Origin of the sequence: uncultured Methylovirgula sp. (assembly GCF_947646745.1) — a bacterium.
GTDB lineage: Bacteria > Pseudomonadota > Alphaproteobacteria > Rhizobiales > Beijerinckiaceae > Methylovirgula.
Window position 1 is genome coordinate 13,095 of sequence record NZ_CANSHK010000003.1, and the last position, 22,900, is coordinate 35,994.

Consider the following 22,900-nt stretch of genomic DNA (forward strand, 5'->3'; position numbering starts at 1 on the left):
GTTGGATCCTTGGAAGTTCACGATGCTTTCACTTATGTCGAGCGGACAACCGCTCTGGTTCACTCCGAAAATGGAGAAGCACCGCCAATCCCGGTTTAGCGTCTTGGATCTCGACGGTAATCTCGTGAAGTTCGGCAATTGCCTTGACGAGACTCAGACCCAATCCGCTACCGGGCATTGAACGGCTCCGCTCCAGTCGATAGAATCTCTGGAAGAGCTGATGGCGTTCGTTTTCGGGAACACCGGGGCCATTATCCGCCACGCTCACAATGAAATCGCCGCGGCTGCCATAAAGTTTCGTCGCGATCGTGGTGCCCGCCGGTGTATGGCGAATGGCGTTCTCGACCAAGTTGGCCATCATCTGCGTTAGCAGTTCACGATCGCCAAAAACATGGGCGTCATTCGATATGTCTAAGACAAGGTTTTGGCCGCGATCCTCAGCCACTGGCGCAAAAGCCTCGACTACGGTGCTCAAGATGCCGCTCAGGTCGACATCCCGGAACCCCGCGCGGCGCGTGCCCGCCTCGACTTGTGCTATGCGTAGAAGCGCGCTGAACGTCGCGAGGATTTCGTCCACATCGGTGACGGCGGCGTCGATCTCCACGTTGAAGCCACCGGCACTTTGAGCTGCGCGTTCCAACCGCTGACGCAGGCGAGCAAGCGGTGTCTTAAGGTCATGAGCGATATGGGTCGAAACCTGCCGCAGGCTTTCCAGAAGCCCGGCGATGCGGTCGAGCATGTGATTGAGCGTTTGCGATAAACGGTCGAGATCGTCGCCATTTCCGCGAAAAGGAATGCGTTTTGACAAATCGCCGTCGCTGATTGCTTCGGCCGCAAGCCTGATCGCCTCAACGCGTCGCAGAAGCACAAAGCTTAGGGCCACGCCGCCCACAGTTCCGAGCAAAACGACTGCGAAGAAGGCTGACAAAAAGGTGTTGGCAATCGCGTCCTTTGCATCCTCTATCTGTTCAAGGTCAGCGGCAACCGCAATGTGAAATCCTCCCACCAGAGGCTTGAAAAGAACGCGGAGGCTGCCAACATCGTTGTCGCTTTCGTTTTCGATATAATCCGAATAGGACCAGCCATCGCGCTTCGGGACGACGGGAAGTTGTCCAGCGAGTGTTGCGCCATTTTGGTCAAGAACCAGATATAAAAGCGCGTTGCCGTGATGATCTTTCAGGCGTGCGTTTACCGTCGCCAGAAGACGAGGTAGCCCGCCGGCTTCATAGTCGTTCCGAAGAACGATCGAAGCATCCTCTATGCGGGCATCGACTGTATGGAGAAGCGCTACCGAGGTCGCGAAATAGGTCAAGAGACCCAAAATCACGACAGAAAGGGCAAACAGCACGACATAGGTGCCGGCGAGACGAAAGATCGTAGATTGGAAAATCCTAATCTTGGGCACGAAGGACATATCCTGAGCCGCGGACCGTATGAATCAATTCATGGTCAAACCCCCGATCTATTTTGGCGCGCAGGCGGCTGATGTGCGTTTCAACGATGTTGGTCTTGGGGTCGAAATGAAATTGCCACACCATTTCGAGAAGCATGGTCCGGGTTATGACCTTCCCGGCGTGCCGCATCAGACACTCTAGCAAGGTAAATTCGCGTGGCTGCAATTCGATCAATCGCCCGCGCCGAGAGACTGTCCGCTTGAGTAAATCCATTTCCAAGTCGCCGCAGCGCAGGAGCGTTTCGGTCGCGCAGATCGCCGGGCGCCGGGCTAGGGCATTGACTCGGGCAAGGAGCTCCGAAAAAGCGAAGGGCTTTGTGAGATAATCGTCGCCACCGGCGTCGAGGCCTTCGACGCGATCATCGATGCCACCGAGATTGGTGAGAAACAGGACCGGAGTGCCGACGCCTTCGTCACGAAGCTTCTTCACGAGCGTGAGACCGTCGAGGCCCGGCAGCATGCGGTCAACGATCGCCACGTCATAATGGTTCGCGCCCGCGAGGAAAAAGCCGTCTCGGCCGTTTGGCGCATGATCGACAACATGACCAAGTTCGGCGAGGCCCTTAGCGATGTAAGAGGCAGTTTCCGCGTCGTCCTCGATGACGAGCAGTCTCATGATCCTTGTCCTGCAAATATCTGCTTGATGTAGGTGACCGGCGCCTGATTGCACCGGTCACCTCCCGGTTTTATGGACTTAATCGGCGGGATTAGCGCCTTCGGGGCTGTTTTCCAGCACGCGGCCAGTCATCGCGTCGACACCGACCTCGCGCCATGTCTTGCCTTGACGCATATCAAAGGAGTAGCGCAGGCCACTCCCGCCGCGCTCGCGCTCAAGCTCTGATTTGATGATTTTGGCCGGGAAAGCCTTAAGGGCAATGGCGCGTGCCTCGCCCATGCTGATCTTCGGCGCCGGACGTTCTCGCGCTGCGGCAGGCATCAGCGGCGCTCCTGCCGCCGCGAAGCCGATCGCGAGAGCACCAAACAGACGGACACGGTGATATTGATTATTCATTTTTTTCCGACTCCATAGGCCCAAGAGCTGGGCAAAAAGCAGCGTTTCAGCGCCACCAGGCCCCCGTGGAGCGACTATGTGACAAGCCGGTATGCGTGCGCATTTCCGCATCTATACAAATTCCCAATGATCGGCCGCCGCGCGGGGCGCTGAAAGCCGGCGAGATTGCGGTCGAGCGCGGCCGTAAGGCGCGGGCGGAGATCAAGCTCGGTATCTGTGGCGAGCATGGCGGCGATCCTCGCCGTTTCGCGTGCCGATCGCGCGGCTCGCCGCGGCCCGGGCGGCGATCCGCGGACTTTCGAGTGGCGAATAGACCTAAGCGCTTATGGGACTCCCTCGACAGCGGGTCGTCTGAACCCCATGGCCACCCACGCACCGAGCAGCTTCAGCAAGAATTTTCCGGAGAAGCCGGAATGGTTCGCCATATCGTCGGGAAAAATCACGCCGTCCGGCCGGTCGGCGGTCATCATCCGCATGCTGGCCGGCGGGATATCGCCGGGAAGGCGAGGGCGATAGATGGCGAGCCAATGCCCCTTGGTGAAGTCGAGGAACATGGCCGTGTTGCAGCAGCGCGCATACATTCGCCGCGTCGGCGAATCGGGTTTCGGCCGCCGCTCCTCCAAAAGGTCGCCGCCCTGAACGCAGCGCACGCGATCCTTGCGATAAAGCACGTAGTCCGTGCCGCCATCCTCCGCCAAAACAAGCTCGGTGCCGGGGAGTGCTTGATACCGGCGACCGGCCTCTTGGCAACTCGCGCAATAACAAAGGCTCCGCAAAATCGGAGCCCCTTCGATCTGGAGCTCGACTTTGCCGCAGCGGCAGGGTGCCGAGATGCGCTCAATCGTCATTCTGCGTCTCCTTCATGGTCAGGGCCGCAAGCGGTTCTATCGACTGCCCGACGCCGATGGCGAGCCGTTGATATCGTCAAGTATGCCCGTAGAGGAAGCAGGGTAGAGTGCGATCTCCGGTACAATTCCGCCGATAGAGCTGTAAAGAAAGCCGAACGCAAACAGTCTTAGCGCCTTACGGGGCATCGCGGCCGATGGCGCAAAAACCGCTGCGCCGCGCTTTTTCGCCCCGTCGATCAGGGGGACCGTGCCAAGCCACAGATCGTTGTTTCCGTCGATAGCAATGCTCTTGGACACCACGGTTCTCGAAGCATCGGTTATATCGATCGTCTGAACCGGTTGGGCGGCTCCTTGAGCGCCTGCGGCGAAGATCGCGATCGTCGAGGGCCCTTGCGGCGTGGTGGAACCGTTTCGATTTGTGACGAAGTGCGACGCCATATTGAAGACATAAATTCGGCCGGCGCCGTCGACGGAAATGGCATCCGGATCGCTGAGCGGCGGCCACGCTTGGTCGTTGCTGCCAATGATGGCTGCGGGCGACGTGTCGCCGTTGCTGTCGGGCGCAAACTCAAGGACTGAATACTTATAGCCTAGCGCTTCGTTCAGCACGTAAATGCGCCCATCGCGACCAACGGCGAACGAACTCGGCAGTTGCAGGCCGGTCTGCGGACCTTTGATCACCGCCTCAGGTGTCGCATTGGAGCTTCGCACCGGGCCGGCATATCGCTCGATCGATGACTGACCGCTCCAGCGCAAGCGCAGGACGTAGAGATCGTCATGAGGGCCGACAGCGAGCGGCACCCGCCTGGCAGAATCGAGCGGGGTTGCATTTGGCGGGTCGACTGTTTCGAATGTGCCGACGAGAGACGCTTCATAAGGTTGTACGCCGCTGCGCGGCACGCAGATGGCGATCCGGCCATCATCCGCGCCCGCGAAAATGGTTCCGTGACTGTCGATCGCAATGGATTGCAGCACAGAGCCTTGAAGGCGACAGTTTGTGCGATAGCCAAGCGGCTTCCCGCCGACATTCAGGCCGACGAAAACTGTGTCCGTCCCGTCAGTGAAGTAAATTTCTCCTGCTGAACCCGGATTGCCGGATGGGTGGATCGCCAGACTTGCCGGGACCCACGGCAAAGTCTTTAGAACCTCCTTTCCTTTTGCAATCGATTCTAAAGGATCGGTACTGTCCCAAAAGTCTTCTCTGTTAGCCCCTTGTCCGGGGATCAGTCTGGCAGATGATCCGAATGGCAAGTTTCCATCCTGGTCGTCAGCGACTGCCAACGACAGAGGCGGTCCCGAGCGTGACGCAAAGCCCTGCTCGATGGATTGATAAAGCGTAGGTCCGGGAGGTGTCGCCGCGCTGCCGCTTTGAACAGGCTTTGTGCCGCTGGCAGTTTGAACAGGCTTTGTGCTGCTGGCACTTTGCGCGGGTTTTGTAGCGCCGGCACTTTGAGCAGGTTTTATGCTGCTGATACTTTGGGCAGGTTCTGTGCCGTCGGTAACGACGAGACGGCCGAAAGCCCATTGCGCCGGGCCTTGGCTCGTCGCCTCGGCCAAAAGACCGATCATGCCGCCATTGGATGGGGGCGTGCCGTCAATTTTACCCACTTGCGTTCCGTTGACGAAGACGTGCGCGGTTGCTCCCTTGGTGGTTACCTGAAGCGTGTTCCAGACGCCCGCGCCGGTCTTCAGCGCGCCGTTTTTTGTCCAGGGCATGAGGAGTTTCATCTTGCCATTAGCCATCTGCATGACTGTCAAGGCGCCTATGCCCGTCACGGCAAAGAAGTAGTAGTTGTGATTGTCCGCCGCCCAGAATACCACCCCGGCCGGATCGCCGCCGTTGGCGGCTCGAACGACCGCGGCAAGTACACAGAGATCGAAGTCGTGATACCGGCCGAGGTCATTGAGCGAACCGGCCATGCCGGCAGCGCGGGCGGTAACGATCAGCATATTGCGCTCGACCCGGATAGCAGGATCGCTGGTCCAACCTTGAAGGTTATCGAAATTGTCGGCGCGTAGGGTTTTCCCGGTACATGCCAGCGCATTTTGAAGGCCTGCCATCACGAAGAGGAGGATGATCGCCAAAAAGGCCGGTGCTCGTCTCATCAGGATTTCCTTAGCTAATAGCTTGGAATGCTGACAAAATTTAAAGGTGATGAAGCTATTCGCCGGTCGCGTCTGTCCTTGGCGCCGCTGGTTTCGAACCGGCAGGACATTCTTCGTGCGTCGCAGAGCCGATGCGCAGATTGCGAAACGATCTTTTTCGCGTCAAGGTCGAAATGACGAGCAAGCCTGCGATCTCCTGCACGGTCGGGCCGGTCGATGACATCGCGACCGAGCAAGCGCGGAACGTCCTCGGCGAGCGGCACGAACCTGCGAAAAGCCATGCGTGCGCATCATCCGACACCGGGCTCGTGAAGGGCGGCGTCTAAGGAGTCTCACCTGACCACACGGCATGGGTCTCATGTTTCGCAGCACGCGCAGGTTCAAGGACGCCGATGGCTCATCGAGGTAAAGTGGCGCGCAGAGCCTCAACCCGCTCGGCATGTCGTAGCCGCGATCATGCGCCTCGGCGACATCGAGGCCGCCCGTCATCTCTATGCGTATTGAAATCACCGCCGATGAGCGATTCCCGTGTCGCTATAGCTTCGCATTGAATTACGGATTTCGATATGCGGCCATCGCCGTTCGGTTGACATATATTCAACCGAATAGTTTAATGTCTTCGAGAGACGTCATTCAGCGAAAGCTCCGAAAGAAGAGCATCGCGCGACGCTTGCGGAGGAAATGATGAACGAATTGCTTCAGCCGGACGTGTTTTTCGGCGCGTGCCCGCACGATTGCCCGGACACGTGTTCGATGTTGTTCGAAGTCCGCGGTGGTATTCTTCAAAACGTACGCGGCAACCCGGACCATCCGATGACGCGCGGCGGTCTCTGCGTGAAGCTGAAGGATTATGAAAAGCGTCACTACCATCCGGATCGGCTGCTTTATCCGATGCGTCGCGTCGGTCCTAAGGGCAGCAAGCAGTTCGAGCGGATCACTTGGGACGAAGCGCTGGACGAGATCGTCTCGCGCTGGAACGGCATCATCGCTCAGCACGGGCCGCAGGCGATCATTCCCTACAGCTATCTCGGTCATCAGGGGTTGGTTCATGGTCTCAACGGCGGCGATGCGTTCTTCAACAGACTGGGCGCCACGGTCTGCGAACGCACGTTCTGCGGCGAGGGCTCGTGCACCGCATGGCTTCTGACGGTCGGCCCGACGGCGGGTCTCGATCCGGAAAGCTACATTCATTCGAAATACATCGTGATTTGGGCGTGCAATAGCGTCAGCACCAATCTGCATCACTGGGCCATCGTGCGCGACGCGCAGAAGCTCGGCGCCAAGGTGGTCGTGATCGACGCTTACGCATCGCGGACGGCGAAGGCTGCCGATTGGCATATTTGCCCGAAGCCCGGGACCGATGGCGCCCTTGCTATGGCCTTGATCAACTCGATCATTGCGCAGGGACTTGTCGATCAAGATTATGTCGAACAATACACGGTCGGTTTCGACGACCTCAAACAGCGCGCGCAGGCCCGCACGCCGGAGTGGGCGGAAGCAATCACCGGCGTTCCGGCGGCCGACATCCGTAAGCTCGCCTATGAATTGGCGACGCAACAGCCCGCCGCAATTCGTCTCGGTGTCGCGCTTGAGCGGCACTACGGCGGCGGCCAGACGATCCGCGCGGTGACCTCAATTCCGGCTCTGACCGGGGCGTGGCGCCACGTCGGCGGCGGTGTGACGCAATTTCCTGTCTGGGAGCATCCTTACAAGTTTGACGTGATCTGCCGGCCGGATCTGATTCCGGAAGGAACGCGCGTCGTAAACAATCTTCAGATCGGCCGTGCTTTGACCGGCGAGATGGCGCTCGATCCGCCGATCATGTCGATGATGTGCTGGAACTCAAATCCGGTCACGCAGGCCCCGGAAACGGACAAGATCGTCGCTGGATTGATGCGGGAAGATTTGTTCCTGGTCTCGGCTGAGCACTTCATTTCCGACACGGCGTCCTATGCCGACATTCTCTTGCCGGCCGCGATGGGTGCGGAAATGGAAGATATGATCCTGTCGTGGGGCCACCTCTATCTGACCTATAATGCGAAATGCGCCGAATCGCCCGGCGAAGCGATCCCCAATAACGAGATCTTCCGCCGCCTGGCCGCCCGTCTCGGCTTCGAGGAAGAAAACTTCAAATGGACCGATTCCGAATGCCTAGAGCATTATGTCGACTGGAACGCTCCGGCTTGCGAGGGGATCGACCTCGACTATCTGCGCGAACACGGCTTCGCGCGGTTGAAGGTGGGGACGCCGGATGATCGCGCACCGCACCGGGAAGGCAATTTCCCGACGGCGACAGGCAAGTGCAATTTCAGAATCGACGGCGCCAAGAATTTCGTCGCCGGGCCTTTCCGGCAGATGTACGAAGCCTTTCAACCGGGCGAGGATTTGGATCCGCTGCCGGATTATGTCGGGGCGCGTGAGTCGGCGGCGAACAACCCGGAACTTGCCCGGCGCTATCCGCTCAACATCGTCTCGCCGAAGAGCCACGGCTTTCTGAACTCCTGCTACGCGAACATGGAAGAAAAGCTTCGGGGGCAGGGCGAGCAATTCGTCATGATCAGCCAAGCCGACGCGGACGCGCGCGGGATCATCGACGGTGACCGCGTTCAGGTGATGAACACGCGCGGCGCCTTCAAGGGGGTGGCGCGCATTACGGATGATGTCAAATGCGGCGTGGTGGTCGCCACCCTTGGCTACTGGCGTCAGCTTAACGAGGGGACAGTCAACAGCATCAGTTCGGCTGCCTTCACGGATATGGGGCACGCACCGTCGTTCTCGGATAATTTGGTCGAGGTGACGCGCGCCAATTAGCTTATCAAGAGCCTGATGGATTTTGGGTCCGGCGGCGTTAGGGTCGCCGGGCAGTGCAACATTCTCGATCACCATCGAATGGTTCAGCAGTGAAGCGCGGTATTGAACAGCGCTTCACTGCCGCGCATGTCACGGAGTCAATACTTCGCCGCAATCGCAGGTTCGGAGGCCGCTGCTGGCTGGTCGAGGTAGATCGGTGCGTAGAGCCTAATCCAGCCGCGCGTGTCGTAGCCGGGATAATGTGCCTCGACGACATCGCGTGTCACCATGGCTTGGACTTTGAAGCGATCGAACTTGACACCGAAGAGCCCGCCGACGGCGAACTGTCGTTGCCGCAAATAAGACCGCGATGGCGAGTTCAGATCGGTTGACCCAAAGGCAACGGCGCCGAGCTCGAATTGTCCGAACGTCTTTGTGGCTGTGAGATCGAGATTGAGCCAATCAGGGTAGCGCGTGTTGCTTCCGAAGTCGCCATTTATGAGATCGGCAGTCAAATCCCAGCCATCGGCCGTATAGCTGACGGCGAAGCGTTGTTCAAAGGATGACAGCTGAAACGCTTGCGGCGCGCCCACGCCGACTCGCAGACCCGCCATATAGCTCGCGCCGAAACCATTCCCGAATGTATGGGCAAGCTGACCCGCCAACAGCGTGCTGTTCAAGAAAAATACATTGTTGGCCGAATTGTTCGTATAATTATTGAAGACGCTCGGCTGAAGAAAGATAAATTGAAGCCGGGTATCGTCGAAATAGACGGGCGTCGCGAGAACGAGCGACGACAGGTTAACGTTTTGTCCCATGACGGTGCTTGTGCGCTGCCCGTAGGAAGACGTGTCAATAAAGTAAAGTCCTCCCGGCAGTGGTGCACCCGCCGGCACGCCAATGGTGGCGCCGGGCTGCAAGACGCTTCCGGCATAGGCCATCGGCGCGAACGCAGCGAGGCTCGCGGCGCCGGCGCAGATCGCGAAAATTCCGTGCTTCATTTGTGAGGAGATGGTGAACTTTAGGCGCAGCAATAGTCTATTCGCGTAGAACATGATGCAAGGCATGAGCGTGACTTACCGATTCAGTGCTGAGCACTGCCGGGCCCCCGGAGTCGCGAACCGCCATCAGCCCGCTATGGAAGAGATGAGAGAGCCTGGCCGCCTTTAGACAGGCTCTTTTTGCAGCGAAAATTCTCGTGCCTTGTGTTTTTGGCAAAACCTGTGCCAGCCAGATCCACCGTGAATCACGCGTGGCCCGAGCGGCGAGGAAACGCTCAGGCACTGATCACTTGACTCATAAATTGTGCAGCGGACGAGCGGCCGGCGCTATCTTGCAGCCTGTTCCGGCAGCTCCCAGGCCATGATCGAAACCGGGAAATTGAACCCGATCCCCGTTGGGCTGCGCCATGCGCCGATTCCGATGCGGTCCCGCCCGCTTTCGATATCCGCCTCGACGAGTCCGTCAGGGCGGCATGGTCTCTCTATCGGCAAGGGCGTCGAGTTGCGCCGCAAGCCGGTATTCATCGATCAAAACTTCGCTCAGTCCGGCGTCGCTGCCCATTTATCGTGATTCAATCAACGATAATGCGCTGGTGTGGGAAGGATCGCGCAACTCGCCGGGGAACAGCCGGCGCAGTTTCGACACCGACATGTGTCGGTGGCAAAACGGGACGCGCCGGCGATCAAACCGAGTCCGCTTTAGAGAGCGAGCATTCTCACAGGGGCGGTTTTACCGCGCTCGCCATTCGTCTGGCTTGCGGCGATGGAAGCGAAGGGACCCGCCTCGCTGTTCAGCGGGTCACTCGCCCTCCGGTGGCAAGACGACGACCGTAACGCGTCAGCGGCTGCGGCCGGCGTCCCTCTGGCCGGTACCCTCGGCGCGCGATCCGGCGGCAGGATTGCGCTTCATCGCCCGGCGGCGCGGTTTCTGCCGGGGACCGCGTTGCGCTGGTTTGTTGGCATCAGGATGGGCCGCCGCAGCGTGCTCGCCACGCTGGCTGCGCCGATCGACGACCGGCATGGACTGGCGGGTGAGCCGTTCGATGGCACGCAGCAGACCGTATTCCCCCGCCTCGCATAAGGATACCGCCGTGCCCTCGCGCCCGGCGCGCGCCGTGCGGCCGATGCGGTGGACATAGGCTTCCGCGACGTCGGGCAGTTCGTAATTGACGACATGCGTCACATCGTCGACATCGATGCCGCGCGCGGCGATATCGGTTGCGACCAGGACGCCGGCTCGTCCGGATTTGAAGGAATCAAGCGCGCGTTGGCGCTGCCCTTGGCTCTTGTTGCCGTGGATGACCGCGGCCGGAATGGCGTGGGCGGCGAGATGGGCGGTGACTCGGTCTGCGCCGCGCTTGGTGCGGGTGAAGACGATGGTGCGGCGATAATCCGGCTGCGCAAGCAGCTCGACCAGGATGTTGCGCTTGGCCGTCTCGTCGACGAGGAAGACCTGTTGCGCGACGCGTTCGGCGGTCGTCGCGACCGGGGCGACCGAGACATGCACGGGATCGCGCAGCATCTCCTTGGTGAGGCCGGCAATCGCCGGCGGCATCGTGGCCGAAAAGAACAGGCTTTGGCGCGCCTTCGGCAGCTTGGCGACGATCTGGCGGATGGGCTTTACGAAGCCGAGGTCGAGCATATGGTCGGCCTCGTCGAGGACGACCATCTCCGTCGCGTCGAACTGCACATGACCCGCTTCGAGATGATCGAGCAGCCGGCCAGGGGTGGCGACGAGAACGTCAAGCCCGCGATTGAGCTGCTGGATCTGCGGGCCATAGCCGACGCCGCCGACGATTACGCCGACATTGATGCGCATGAACTTGCCATAGGCCCGGAACGACTGGGCGATCTGCGCCACCAGCTCGCGGGTCGGGGCCAGCACCAGCGCGCGGACGCTATGGGGCCGCGGCCGCCGCGGGGCACGCGCGATCCGGTCGAGAATGGGCAGGGCAAAGGCGGCCGTCTTGCCCGTGCCGGTCTGGGCGATGCCAAGCAGATCGCGGCCTTGCAGAACGGACGGAATGGATTGGGCTTGGATGGGGGTCGGAATCGTATAGCCTTCGGCCGCGAGGGCCCGAAGGAGGACCTCGGCGAGGCCGAGATCGGTGAATTGAGTCACGGTGCTTCTTTCAAATAAAACGGTGTGCGGGCGCTTCAGCTCTCGCTGCGCGGTGAGCCACCGGAACGGTTAAGGAGTCGGCCCGCGTATGAAGCCGTCATGGGTGCGAGATAAAGAGCGCTCGACAGATCGCCGGTCGAGGACCGGCTTACGCGACTGGAGCGCCTCATGCCGCAACGCGGCAAGCCCTCACATAGGCGACATCGCTCGCGCGGTCAATGGATTTGAGGAGCGGCGCCGCTCCGGGTGCCATATGGGCATCGGTCAAACCCGTGCCCGGTTGGCGAAGGCCGCCCCGGCTTCGCAAATGACCGCCTCGCGATCGGCGCGCCGGTGTTCGGGCCCGGTAAAGAATTATCCCCCACGCAGAAAGGTGAAGAGGGCGGCGATTGCGGCGCCCGACATGGCCATAAATGCCAGCCAAGTAAAGCCGATGGATAATTTTCTGCTGACGTAGTCACCCATGATCGCTTCGTTTCCCGATATGCGGATAATCAGAAAAATCAGGGGAACTGCAGCAACTCCGTTCAGCACAGACGTATAGACGAGCAGCTTGATCGGATCGATGCCGACGAAATTGATGGCGACTCCGACGAGCGTGGATGCCGTGATGACGCCGTAAAAACCGTGCGCGCGCGTGAATTTGAGATCCAACCCTTCGTCCCAGCCTAATGATTCCGCCAACGCATATCCCGCCGAGCCCGCGAGAACGGGAACGACGAGCAGACCGGCGCTCACGATGCCTATCGCGAATAGGAGCTTCGCCAAAAAGCCAGCGTAGGGAAATGAATGCACCAGCGGCTCCAGCGCCTTTGCGGCGTCGGCGGCCGTGTTCAGATTGGTCACTCCGTGTTGGTTCAGCACGGTCGCGGATACGACGATGATCGACCACGTGATCAATTGCGACGCGAACATGCCTATGGCGTTGTCCAGACGCATATTGTCGATGGCATCGCGAGAGATTGTAACTTTTCCGGTGATCCCGATTCGCCCCGCCGCTTTATCTTCTTCGACTTCCTGCGATGTCTCCCAGAAGAATAAGTAGGGCGCGATCGTGGTTCCGATATTGGCCAATATGATCAGGAGAAACGCAAAACTCAGCTCGATATGAGGAACGAAGGTCGCCTTGAGGATTCTCAGCCAAGGCTCTTTGACGATAAATGCGGTCAGCAAGTACACGAAAGCGACGGCCGACAGGCCTTTGAGGTATTTCGCATAGGTCCGGTAGGACGAGAATATCTCGAGTGACAGCGTGACGAATGCCGTACCGAGAACGAGAACGATAAAGGGAATCGGAACAAGAAGACGGATGGCTTCCGCCATTGCGCCGATATCCGCCCCGATATTTATCGTGTTCGTGACGACAATAATTGCGACGGAGGCGTAGAGGACGATTGGGCCGTAATGCTCTTTGATCAGCGCGGCGAGACCCTTGCCGGTTACCGCCCCGATCCTGGCGCAGGCTTCCTGAATCGCGATGAGCAAGGGAAGGGCGAACGGTGCCGTCCAGAGCTGGCCGTAGCCAAATTGAGCTCCGACCTGGGTATAGGTTGCAATCCCGGCAGGATCATTGTCAGCCGCACCGCTGACGAAGCCGGGCCCCAGAATGCGAATCAAATTGCCGAGAGAACGTTTCTTCATCGCCAGAATGCGCCGGGTGGAAGAGAACATTAGGCTCAATGCCGACCGAACCATCGCCTGCATACGGCCACGGTTGATCGGCCGCAATCATCGATCGGTGCAGTCTAGAGGAGTCCCAACATCGGAGTCGGTGCCGGCAGAAGCTGACACGGATCGTCAGTTATCGCGGCCGGACGCGGTCGGGAACAAGCAGTGCTTTACCGGAAGGCCGGCATTTCAATACTGGGGCTTTAAAATTTGCCTCAAATTGACACGATGCGATTCACCGCCTGCTAAACGCCTCTTCAAGCTTAAACCGCGATAACCATCGTCCGTGGCGCAATTTCCGTCGGCTGTGACTGGCGGAACACGCCAGAGCTTTTGCTTTTGACGCGTTTTCTTCCCGCGAGCCGGTCTTCACGTCGGGCGAAAACGCGTTGGGTCCTGTGGCGGGCGTATGAGTCTTCATGTCTCATGGGCGATGGGCGTCGTGGCGCCCTGGTGTTTGGGGGTCGGGCTGGTCGTTTCGATGGCCGCCGACGCCGGCCAGGATGCAGCGATCGGCGCCTCGGTCGCACCGCCTGCCGTACGCGCGGTCACCGAACCGGGGACCCTGATTCCCGTTGCCGTCACGGGGCCGGGTTTCGGCCTCGATCCGCAGAAGCCCGTGATCCAGCGCGACGCGCGGCTGATCCTCGGCGACAAGCCCGAATTCGAGCGGATGCCGGATGAAATCGAGCCGCGTGCGCTCCTCAAGCCGCACGCGCCAAGCCCGCCGAGCATCGACCGCGGCCGACGCGGCGATCCGGCCGTCGGCTTGCGTCCCACCTTCAGCTCGCAATTGGAGCACGCCGGCGGCCTTGCGGCCTTGCGGGCCCGGCACATGATCTTCGCCGAAGCGGAGACGTTCCAGAGCGACGCCTTCGCCCCGCGTGCCGCCACCGAACCGCGCGCCGAAACCTTTGCGCCCCAGCTCGATGCATCAAACCCGACGACGGCGCCATCGACCGCGCCGCTGCCACCGCAGCAGCGAGGCTCGATCGAGACCGTGCGGCCGGCCAATCTCGATAAACGGTTGATGCAGGGCGCGACCCCCGATGTCCCGCGGGCGGAAGCGCTCGAATCGGCAACGCCGGCGCCCGCCGATGCGACGCCCGTCGAAGTCGTGGCGCTGCCGACGATCCCCGGCGATGCGCCGGTCAATTTTTCAGCCATTCCCGCCGACCGGCCGGATTATGCGGCCCTGGTCGAAGCGGACCAATCGCGGCGCGAGCGGCGCTGCCTTGCCCAAGCGATCTATTTCGAGGCGCGCGGCGAGAGCGAAAAAGGGCAGGCGGCGGTCGCGCAGGTCGTGTTGAACCGCGTCTCCAGCGGGCTTTATCCTTCAACGATCTGCGGCGTCGTCTTCCAGAATCGGCAACATTATCATGCCTGCCAATTCTCCTTCGCCTGCGAAGGGCGGTCGCTGCGCATTACCGAACCCGAGGCTTGGCGGCGGGCGGAGCGCGTCGCCGCGGCGGTGACGAGCGGGCAAACCTATGTCGCCGATGTCGGCAGCGCGACTCATTATCATGCGCTCTATGTGCATCCCTATTGGGCGCGGCGGCTGCAGCGGACCGATCGGATCGGCCATCACGTCTTCTACAAGATGCGCGCCGGGCAGACGTAAAACGGCCATGTTCAGCGCCATGATTGGCGGCTCGGATCGGGGGCGTGCTCTTCGGTCGACGGTTCGGTCTTTGCATTTCCGGGCTTGCTGTTTCGGCCCATAGCTGGCACCGTGGCAGGCTCCGGCGTCCGGTCTTAGCGGGCCTGCAAAACTTGCTCTCGAAACGCTGACCTCCGCGCCCAAAATGAGAGTTTTCCGGAGGGTTTAGCTTGCCTTTGCACCGTTTCGCTTCGCGTGCGATCTTCTATTTTGCGTCGGCCGCTTGGGTCGCATCGGCGGGTTTTGCGCCGGCGGCGGCCAAGGTCAGCGAGAACCTCTCCGTTGCGACGCCCTTTGAAGTCGGCGACAGTCCCGCGGGCAATTATCTCGCCGCCGTCGTCGCCGGGGCCGACCGCGACACGGTTGCCGCCGCGACCTTTTTCCGCGAGGCCCTGCGCTTTGATCCGCGCAACAAGGATCTGGTCGAGCGCGCCTTCGTCGCGGCCCTCACCAACGGCGCCATGCCGGAAGCGTTCACGCTCGCGGACCGTCTGCTGCTGCTTGAGCCGGACAATGGCTTGGCGCATCTCGCGCTCGGTGTCCGGGCGCTGAAGGCGCATCAATATTCGACCGCGCGCTGGCAGTTCGGCCGCGGCGGCGGCAGTGAAGGCGGCGACTTGACGGCCACGTTGCTGACGGCCTGGGCCTATCAGGGCAGCGGGCAGACGCGCCGGGCGCTCGATCTCGTCGGTCACCTCGATGACGAAAATTTCGCGATCTTCCGCGCCTATCATCAGGCTCTGATCGCCGATGTGGCAGGCCGCAAGGATCAGGCGGCGCAATCCTTCCAAGCCGCCTATAATGCCGATAAATCGACCTTGCGGCTGGTCGATGCCTATGCCCGGTTCCTCAGCGAGACCGGCAAGAACGATCAGGCGACCGAGGTCTATACGGCCTTTTCGCAAATCGTGCCGGATCATCCCGAAGTTCGCGCGGCGCTGGCGGCTCTCAAGGCTGGCAAGACCTTGGCGCCGCTGGTTAAGGATGTCGATCAGGGCAGTGCGGAGGTGCTTTACGGCCTCGGCGCGGCGGGGGGCCGTCAGGGCGACGATCTCGCCGGGCTGATCTATCTGCGGCTGTCGCTTTACCTCGACCCGGACAATGCTTTGGCGCTGCTGACGCTCGGCGATCTCTACGAGCGCATCAACCAGAACGAACAGGCCCTCGACATCTATCAGGATGTGCCCGAAGCCGATCCGCTGCGCGAGACGGCCGATATCGAGATCAGCCAGGTTTTGGAAAATCTTGGCCGCAGCGATCAGGCGCTCAGCCATTTGCGCGATGTCGTCGACGATCATCCCTATGACGAGCAGGCTCTGTCGGCGCTCGGCAATTTGCAGCGCGCGCACGATCATTACGACGATGCCGTCGTCAGCTATACGCGGGCGCTTGCGGCATCCAAAAAACCCGAATCCGACAATTGGCCGCTCTATTATTTCCGCGGCATCGCCTACGAGCGCAGCAAGCAATGGCCGAAGGCGGAAGCCGATTTCAAGCATGCGCTGCAGCTCTTCCCCGACCAGCCGCTGGTGCTGAATTATCTCGGCTATAGCTGGGTCGATAAGGGCGTCAATCTCGGCGAGGCGTTTCCGATGCTGCGCCGCGCGGTCGAACTGCGGCCGACGGACGGCTATATCGTCGACAGCCTCGGCTGGGCCGAATATAAGCTTGGCCATTATCAAGAAGCCGTGACGGATCTCGAAAAGGCGATCGATCTGAAACCGGCTGATCCGGTCATCAACGATCATCTCGGCGATGCCTATTGGCACGTCGGCCGCAAGCTCGAAGCGCATTTCCAATGGAACCATGCGCGCGACATGGGTGCCGACCCGGCCGATCTGCCGCGCATCCTGCAGAAGATCAAATACGGCCTCGATGCGGTTCCGACCAAAGCCGGCGAAGCGAAGCCGATGATCGGCGAAAAGCCCACGGCCGCCGACGCCGGGCACAAGCAGAACGGCGGCTAGGCCGCCGGAAACTGTCCTTGCGAGCCGTTTGCGCGAGGCAATCCTTAACGGGTTGCCTCGCTTCGTTTGCGGTGGCAATTGTGCCCGCTCCGATCAATTCTTGACCCGATCCGCCCTTGTCCCAGCTTACCGACCGCGCGCCGGCAAAAATCAATCTGACGCTGCATGTGGTCGGCCGGCGTGCCGACGGCTATCACGAGCTCGAAAGCCTCGTCGCCTTCTCGCGCACGGGCGACCAGCTCGCTTTGGCGCCGGGCGCCTTGCAACTTCGCGTCACGGGGCCGACGGCGCAGGCTGCCGGCGATCCGGAAAAAAACCTCGTCATCAAAGCCGCGCGCCAATTGGCCGAACGGATTGCCGGTCTGCGCCTCGGTACGTTCACGCTGGTGAAGACTTTGCCGGTTGCGGCGGGGATCGGCGGCGGCTCGTCGGATGCGGCGGCGGCGCTGCGGCTTCTGGCACGCCTCAACGACCTCGCGCTCGACGATCCGCGCCTTTTCGAGGCGGCGCGCGCCACCGGTGCCGACGTCCCGGTCTGCCTTGCGGCGAAAGCCCGGATGATGAGTGGCATCGGCGAAAAGCTCGGGCCCTTGCTCGATCTGCCGCCGCTGCCGGCGCTGATCGTCAATCCGCGCCGGCCGCTGGAAACCAAGCCGGTTTTCGAATTCATGCGGATTGCACCCGGCAGCGAGACGCATTTCGGTCGGCATCCCGAGATCGCGTCCGGGATGCCTTACGACGCGCTGATCGCGGCGCTGCGCAAAGGCCGCAACGATATGGAAGATGCCGCCTCGGTTCTGGCGCCGATCATCGCCAAGGTTCTGGCGATCCTCACCGCCGCGCCAGGATGCCGCCTCGCGCGCATGTCGGGCTCTGGCGCGACCTGTTTCGCGCTGTTTGACAATTGCCGCGCGGTCGGCCGGGCGCGCAAGGCCATCGCCGAGGCGCATCCCGACTGGTGGGTGAAGGCGGCGCTCTTGAACTGACGCTTTATGTCTTTTTGATCGCATCGGATTTGTCCGAAAACCGCTGCGCACTTTTCGGTCCGATGCTCTAATAGAGCCAGGGCAGGAGCCGCCAGGTCCGCTGATAATAAGCCTCGTATTCGGCGCCGAAATGGCTGCGCAGCAAGGCTTCTTCCGAATCCATCCGTGCGATCAGCGGCACGAGATGGAGGAGGGCGAGGATCACGCCGACAAGCGAGCGGAAGGCAAGGGCCCAGCCGACAGCGCCGACGATGAGGCCGAGATAACTCGGGTTGCGGATCATGCTGTAGGGGCCCGTCGTCACCAGACGATGGCCCGGCTGGATGGCGACCAGTCCGCTGAATCGATTGCCGAGCACGAAGACCGGCCAAATCCGCAGCGCCCCGCCCAAGATCACGAGGCCGACCCCGATCCAGCGCGTCGTCTCGCCGTCGATGGTCCAGAAGCCGATGCGGTCCGTATAGGCCGGCACGAAGGCGAGCAGAAGGCCGAGCACGGCAATGGCCATGAAGATCCAGCGATTGCTGCGATCCTCGCGCTCGCCGCTGCTGAGATTGCCGCTCGAGAAGAACGAGATGATGAGGAAGGTCGCGGCGACAACGCAAAGCGCAATCAACGGCGGCTGAGACAAGAACCGGTCGAGGCTACCGAGCCCCCAAACGGCAAGGCCGAATTGCAGGAGGACCAGGGCGACGGAGAGGACGGCAAGCTTGGCTCTCATCGGTCCCGCCTTCGACGGCGTGGAGATTAATGCGCCCGCTCGATGCAGAAATCGACCACGTCTTTCAGCGCCGCTTTCCACGGCGAAGCCGGGAAAAGTTCGAGCGCATCATGCGCCATCGCGCCGTAATGACGCGCCCGCTCGACGGTGTCTTCGAGGCCGCGATGTTTGCGCATGATCGTAATTGCGGTCTCGAGATCGCCGTCGCTGATCTCGCCGGCTTCGAGCGTGCGGCGCCAGAAGCTGCGTTCGGCCTCGGTGCCGCGCCGGAATGACAGGACGACTGGCAAAGTGATCTTGCCCTCGCGGAAATCGTCGCCGACATTCTTGCCGAGCTTCGCCGATTTGCCGCCATAGTCGAGTGCGTCGTCGATGAGCTGGAAGGCGATGCCGAGATTAAGGCCGTAGCCGCGGCAGGCGGCAATCTCAGCCTTCGGCCGGCCGGCGAGGATCGGCCCGACCTCCGCGGCGGCGCCGAACAGCGCGGCCGTCTTGGCGCGAATCACGGCGAGATAATCGTCCTCGCTCGTTTGCGTATCCTTGGCGGCGGCCAATTGCATGACCTCGCCTTCGGCGATCACTACGGCAGCCGAGGAAAGCACTTCGAGCGCTTGCAGCGAGCCGACTTCGACCATCATCTTGAACGCTTGGCCAAGCAGGAAATCGCCAACGAGCACGGTGGCCTCGTTGCCCCATAGCATGCGCGCGGCGAGCTTGCCGCGCCGCATATTGCTCTCGTCGACGACATCATCGTGCAGCAAGGTCGCCGTGTGCATGAACTCGACCGCTGCGGCGAGCTTGATATGTCCGCTTCCGGCATAATCGCAGAGACCGGCGGTCGCCAAGGTCAGCATGGGCCGCAGCCGTTTGCCGCCCGACGTGATCAGATGATTGGCGATGTCGGGAATCATCGTCACATGCGATGCGGCATGGGACAGGATGACCTGATTGACCCGCTCCATACCCGGCGCGGCGAGCCGGTTCAGGGCCTCGATGCGGCCTTCACCCGCGGCTTCCTCAAGCGGAACGACAACGCCCAATTTTATTCTCCAATCGGAAGCGTGCCCGGTTCGGGCGGCGCCAAATTAGGCTGCCGCGCGGCGGCCCGCAAGCAAGCTGCCCGGACCTTAGAACACGGATGCGAGAGCCCGGCAAACTGGCGCAAAGGGGCCGGAAGGTCTAGTTTGCAGTCATCATCGATTGCTGTGGCGGAAGACCATGATCGAGCTTATCCGGACCAATGATCTCGTGTTGATCTCCGCCGTCGAAGCGCTTTTGGCGGGTCAAGGCATCGACGTCTTCGTCGCCGATCAATTTGCCAGCGCCATCGAGGGATCGCTCGGCTTCCTGCCGCGCCGCGTGCTGGTCCAGGCCGACGATGCCGCGCCGGCACGCCGGCTGCTGCGCGAGGCCGGTTTGTCGCAGGAACTCTCCGGTGGATGAGGCGATCGCGGCTGACCTCTTTCTGGGCGGCCAATTGCATCTGCGCCAATCGCCGCATGGGCATCGCGCCGGGACGGATGCGGTTCTGCTCGCGGCGGCGGCGCCGCGGGATGGCATGGGAATGGCGCTCGATATCGGCGCCGGCGTGGGCGCGGCAGGGCTCGCGCTAGCGCGGTTGCGGCCCCGGCTCCGCTTCGGCCTGGTCGAGAACGACCCTGAAACAGCGGCCCTCGCGCGGGAAAATCTCCGGCTGAACGGCTTCGAGGATCGCGGCGAACTCTATGAAGCGGACGTGTTGAGCGCCGCCAGCCGTCAGGCCGCGGGCCTTGCGGACGGTTCTGCCGCGCTGGTGATCACCAATCCGCCGTTTCTGGACCCGGCGCGGGTCCGGCTCTCGCCCGACCCCGGCAAACGCGCCGCCCATGCCATGCCGGCAGCAGGACCCGGCGCACTCGCCGATTGGCTTGCGGCCTGTCTCGCGCTGCTTGGCGACGGCGGTTTGCTGATCTTGATCCACCGCCCGGAGGCTCTGCCCGTCATTCTCGCTGCGCTCGATGGCCATGCAGCGCTGACGCTCATGCCTGTCCTGCCGCGCGCGGATCGCGCCGCGACGCGGATCCTGGTTCGCGCCCAAAAAGGCCGGCGCGCCCCGCTGACGATCGCGCCGTCGCTCGTCCTGCACGATGGCGGGCGTTTCAGCCCTCAAGCCGAGGCCCTGCATCGCGGGACGGCACTGATCGACTGGTGAGGAAAGAGAGGCCGATCCGCCGGCCTCCGATCGCGCTCACCAATAATAATAGGGATGCCCATAATAATAACGGTGCCAATAATGCCACCGGTGCCAGCAATGCCAACAGCGGTGCCAATAGTGCCAGCGATGCCAATGATGCCAGCAATGCCAGCAGCGGTGCCAATAGGCTTTTTGAATCATCGGCGCGGCGGCGGACGAGGCTTGGCTCGCAGCGACGCCCGGTGCCGCCTGACTCATGCCGGCAGCCGGCGCGGCCTGCGCGGCGTCGGGCAAAGCCTGGGCAAAGACCGAAAGACAGACAATCATCGCCAATTTGCGCAGAGTTTGCATCGGCATCCTCCTGTTTGACGAATAGAAACGCGTTCCTTTCTCGAATGCGCCTCTCGGCAGTCTAGCGCGCAAGAGATAGAGCACGACGGTGAACCCACCACCTTGCACGCCTCGATGATTTGATTAAAACCCGGTGATCAGGCGTGACAGTCCGGACAGTCTTCGCGCGCTTCGTCATGGAGCGAAACAGTCCTTCGAGCGTAACGACGGGTTCATGAGCGATCTCACGAAGGTGGATGTGACAGAGGGCGCCGATCCGAAGCGGTCATTTCAGGGTCTCATCCTGCGGTTGCAGGCCTTCTGGGCCGCGCAGGGATGCGCCATCCTGCAGCCTTATGACATGGAGGTCGGCGCCGGCACGTTCCATCCGGCGACGTTTTTGCGTGCGCTCGGGCCGCTGCCGTGGCGCGCGGCTTACGTCCAGCCGTCGCGCCGGCCGAAGGACGGCCGCTATGGCGACAATCCCAACCGGCTGCAGCATTATTATCAATTCCAGGTCATCCTGAAGCCGTCGCCGGAGAATTTGCAGGACCTCTATCTCGGCTCGCTGAAGGCAATCGGCATCGATCTCGCCTTGCACGATATCCGCTTCGTCGAGGACGATTGGGAAAGCCCGACGCTCGGCGCCTGGGGACTTGGCTGGGAATGCTGGTGCGATGGCATGGAAGTCTCGCAATTCACCTATTTCCAGCAGGTCGCTGGCATCGAATGCGCGCCGGTCGGGGGCGAACTGACCTATGGGCTTGAGCGGCTCGCCTGCTATCTACAGAACGTCGAAAGCATCATGGATCTCAACTTCAACGGCCGCGGCGGCGACGAGAAGCTGACCTATGCCGACGTGTTCAAACAGGCCGAGCAGGAATATTCGCGCTACAATTTCGAATATGCGGATACGGCGGTCCTGTTCCAGCACTTCGCCGATGCTGAGGCCGAGTGCAAAGCGCTGCTCGAACGAGGCGATCGCGGCGCGCGGCATCTTCTGGTGCTGCCGGCCTATGACCAGTGCATCAAGGCCTCGCACATTTTCAATCTGCTCGACGCCCGCGGCGTCATCTCGGTGACCGAGCGGCAGAGCTACATCCTGCGCGTGCGCGATTTGGCGAAGGCTTGCGGCGCCGCGTGGCTCAAGACGGCCGGCGGCGGGGCCGATCGCGTCACGCCGCAAATTCCCGCATGAGCAGCGCGACATCGGCCTGCGTCGGCAGGCCGGCTTCATTGCCGACATGGGTGATCTTGTAGGCCGCGGCGGCACGGGCAAAGCGGAAATGCGCCGCGAAACCTTTCTCCGGCGCCGCTAAATAGGACGCGATGTAGGCGCCGTGGAAGACATCGCCGGCACCCGATGTATCGACGATCTTTTCCGCCGGAACGGGTAGGGCGGGCAAGGACGAAACCGCGCCATCCTCATCGTACCAGAAGAGGCCGCGCTCGCCCTGTGTCACGCCGCCGATGCGGCAGCCTCTCGCCTTTAGATATTCGATCATCTGCTGCGGCGTGAGCTTCATCTGCTCGCACAGCCGTTCGGCGACGATCGCGACATCGATGAAGCCCAAGAGCGCATCGAGATTGCCGCGCACGCCGCCACCGTCGAGCGAGGTCAGGATGCCGCGTTCGCGGCAGAGCTTGGCATAATAAAGCGCCGCGTCGCCCTGATGGCCGTCGAGGTGCAGCGCCCGGCAGCCATCGAGATCGAGATGCGGAAAAGGGTGCAGAAACTTGTCGTCGCGGGCGCGAATGATGGCGCGCTTGCCGTTGTTGGGCAGGACGAAGGACAGCGACGAGCGTCCGACATGGCGCGGATGGACGCGGATCTTATAGTGCCGCGCCATGTCGAGGAACATGCGGCCGAGCCAATCGTCCGCCACCGTGGCAATGAGATCGGGAACATAGCCCAGTTTGGCGCAGGCGAACGCGGCGGTCACCGCATTGCCGCCGAAGGAGACGGCATAATCGCGCGCCACCGTCTTGTCGTCGCCGCTCGGAACGGCGTCGCAGAGCAGGGTGACATCGATATAGGTCTGCCCGATGAACAAAGCCCGCAC

Annotated in this window: 20 protein-coding genes; 8 read left to right on the top strand and 12 right to left on the bottom strand. The window is 61.6% G+C overall.

The window, feature by feature from the left end:
- Positions 1–28 precede the first annotated feature (28 nt).
- From Q0025_RS01370 to Q0025_RS01390, 5 genes are all read right to left on the bottom strand, one after another.
- Positions 29–1,414, bottom strand: a complete 1,386-nt coding sequence (locus Q0025_RS01370) for a HAMP domain-containing sensor histidine kinase (RefSeq protein WP_297295236.1) — start codon at positions 1,412–1,414, stop codon at positions 29–31.
- Positions 1,392–2,069: a response regulator transcription factor gene (locus Q0025_RS01375; RefSeq protein ID WP_297295389.1), complete on the bottom strand. Its 678-nt coding sequence runs from the start codon at positions 2,067–2,069 to the stop codon at positions 1,392–1,394. Before Q0025_RS01375 ends, Q0025_RS01370 begins: the two co-directional genes overlap by 23 nt.
- 78 nt (positions 2,070–2,147) lie before the next feature.
- Positions 2,148–2,465, bottom strand: coding sequence for a PepSY domain-containing protein (locus Q0025_RS01380; protein WP_297295238.1), 318 nt, complete (start codon positions 2,463–2,465; stop codon positions 2,148–2,150).
- Positions 2,466–2,788: 323 nt separating this feature from the next.
- Positions 2,789–3,163, bottom strand: a complete 375-nt coding sequence (locus Q0025_RS01385; protein ID WP_297295240.1) for a hypothetical protein — start codon at positions 3,161–3,163, stop codon at positions 2,789–2,791.
- A gap of 186 nt (positions 3,164–3,349) precedes the next feature.
- Positions 3,350–5,419 (bottom strand): hypothetical protein, encoded by a 2,070-nt coding sequence (locus Q0025_RS01390; RefSeq protein WP_297295242.1) that lies wholly within the window; start codon positions 5,417–5,419, stop codon positions 3,350–3,352.
- Between the two features lie 131 nt (positions 5,420–5,550).
- Between Q0025_RS01390 and Q0025_RS01395 the strand changes: the two genes are divergently transcribed.
- Together Q0025_RS01395 and Q0025_RS01400 are read left to right on the top strand one after the other, a co-directional pair.
- Positions 5,551–5,745 carry a hypothetical protein gene (locus Q0025_RS01395; protein WP_297295244.1) on the top strand — a complete coding sequence of 65 codons (195 nt, stop codon included), beginning with the start codon at positions 5,551–5,553 and terminating at the stop codon, positions 5,743–5,745.
- 358 nt (positions 5,746–6,103) lie between these two features.
- Complete coding sequence (locus Q0025_RS01400; protein WP_297295246.1) at positions 6,104–8,230, top strand: molybdopterin oxidoreductase family protein; 2,127 nt, start codon at positions 6,104–6,106, stop codon at positions 8,228–8,230.
- A gap of 137 nt (positions 8,231–8,367) precedes the next feature.
- On the opposite strand, the gene Q0025_RS01405 is transcribed toward Q0025_RS01400, so the two are convergent.
- The 3 genes from Q0025_RS01405 to Q0025_RS01415 all read right to left on the bottom strand — a co-directional run bounded on the left by Q0025_RS01405 (position 8,368) and on the right by Q0025_RS01415 (position 13,060).
- The gene (locus Q0025_RS01405; protein WP_297295248.1) at positions 8,368–9,264 is read right to left on the bottom strand and encodes a transporter; all 897 of its coding nucleotides are present in this window, start codon (positions 9,262–9,264) and stop codon (positions 8,368–8,370) included.
- Positions 9,265–10,048: 784 nt separating this feature from the next.
- Positions 10,049–11,332: a DEAD/DEAH box helicase gene (locus Q0025_RS01410; RefSeq protein ID WP_297295250.1), complete on the bottom strand. Its 1,284-nt coding sequence runs from the start codon at positions 11,330–11,332 to the stop codon at positions 10,049–10,051.
- A gap of 354 nt (positions 11,333–11,686) precedes the next feature.
- The gene (locus tag Q0025_RS01415; RefSeq protein ID WP_297295252.1) at positions 11,687–13,060 is read right to left on the bottom strand and encodes an NRAMP family divalent metal transporter; all 1,374 of its coding nucleotides are present in this window, start codon (positions 13,058–13,060) and stop codon (positions 11,687–11,689) included.
- A 349-nt stretch (positions 13,061–13,409) separates the two neighbouring features.
- On the opposite strand from Q0025_RS01415, the gene Q0025_RS01420 reads away from it, so the two are divergent.
- From Q0025_RS01420 to Q0025_RS01430, 3 genes are all read left to right on the top strand, one after another.
- Entirely contained in the window at positions 13,410–14,621 is a 1,212-nt protein-coding gene (locus Q0025_RS01420) for a cell wall hydrolase (protein WP_297295254.1), read from the top strand.
- A gap of 209 nt (positions 14,622–14,830) precedes the next feature.
- Positions 14,831–16,627 carry a tetratricopeptide repeat protein gene (locus Q0025_RS01425; RefSeq protein ID WP_297295255.1) on the top strand — a complete coding sequence of 599 codons (1,797 nt, stop codon included), beginning with the start codon at positions 14,831–14,833 and terminating at the stop codon, positions 16,625–16,627.
- A 116-nt stretch (positions 16,628–16,743) separates the two neighbouring features.
- Entirely contained in the window at positions 16,744–17,613 is an 870-nt protein-coding gene (locus Q0025_RS01430; protein WP_297295257.1) for a 4-(cytidine 5'-diphospho)-2-C-methyl-D-erythritol kinase, read from the top strand.
- A gap of 67 nt (positions 17,614–17,680) precedes the next feature.
- Here the strand turns inward: Q0025_RS01430 and Q0025_RS01435 are convergent, their stop codons facing one another.
- Positions 17,681–18,334 (bottom strand): isoprenylcysteine carboxylmethyltransferase family protein, encoded by a 654-nt coding sequence (locus Q0025_RS01435; protein ID WP_297295259.1) that lies wholly within the window; start codon positions 18,332–18,334, stop codon positions 17,681–17,683.
- Between the two features lie 26 nt (positions 18,335–18,360).
- On the bottom strand, positions 18,361–19,374 hold the full coding sequence (locus Q0025_RS01440) for a polyprenyl synthetase family protein (RefSeq protein WP_297295261.1): 1,014 nt from the start codon (positions 19,372–19,374) through the stop codon (positions 18,361–18,363).
- Between the two features lie 178 nt (positions 19,375–19,552).
- On the opposite strand from Q0025_RS01440, the gene Q0025_RS01445 reads away from it, so the two are divergent.
- Both Q0025_RS01445 and Q0025_RS01450 read left to right on the top strand, forming a co-directional pair.
- Positions 19,553–19,777 (top strand): DUF2007 domain-containing protein, encoded by a 225-nt coding sequence (locus Q0025_RS01445; RefSeq protein ID WP_297295263.1) that lies wholly within the window; start codon positions 19,553–19,555, stop codon positions 19,775–19,777.
- Positions 19,770–20,525 (top strand): methyltransferase, encoded by a 756-nt coding sequence (locus tag Q0025_RS01450; protein WP_297295265.1) that lies wholly within the window; start codon positions 19,770–19,772, stop codon positions 20,523–20,525. Before Q0025_RS01445 ends, Q0025_RS01450 begins: the two co-directional genes overlap by 8 nt.
- Before the next feature lie 36 nt (positions 20,526–20,561).
- Here the strand turns inward: Q0025_RS01450 and Q0025_RS01455 are convergent, their stop codons facing one another.
- Positions 20,562–20,858 carry a hypothetical protein gene (locus tag Q0025_RS01455; RefSeq protein WP_297295267.1) on the bottom strand — a complete coding sequence of 99 codons (297 nt, stop codon included), beginning with the start codon at positions 20,856–20,858 and terminating at the stop codon, positions 20,562–20,564.
- A gap of 214 nt (positions 20,859–21,072) precedes the next feature.
- On the opposite strand from Q0025_RS01455, the gene Q0025_RS01460 reads away from it, so the two are divergent.
- Positions 21,073–22,035, top strand: a complete 963-nt coding sequence (locus Q0025_RS01460; RefSeq protein WP_297295269.1) for a glycine--tRNA ligase subunit alpha — start codon at positions 21,073–21,075, stop codon at positions 22,033–22,035.
- Here the strand turns inward: Q0025_RS01460 and Q0025_RS01465 are convergent.
- A complete protein-coding gene (locus Q0025_RS01465) occupies positions 22,013–22,900 on the bottom strand; it encodes a sugar kinase (protein WP_297295271.1) in 888 nt (295 codons plus the stop codon). The two genes, Q0025_RS01460 and Q0025_RS01465, sit on opposite strands and share 23 nt — an antisense overlap.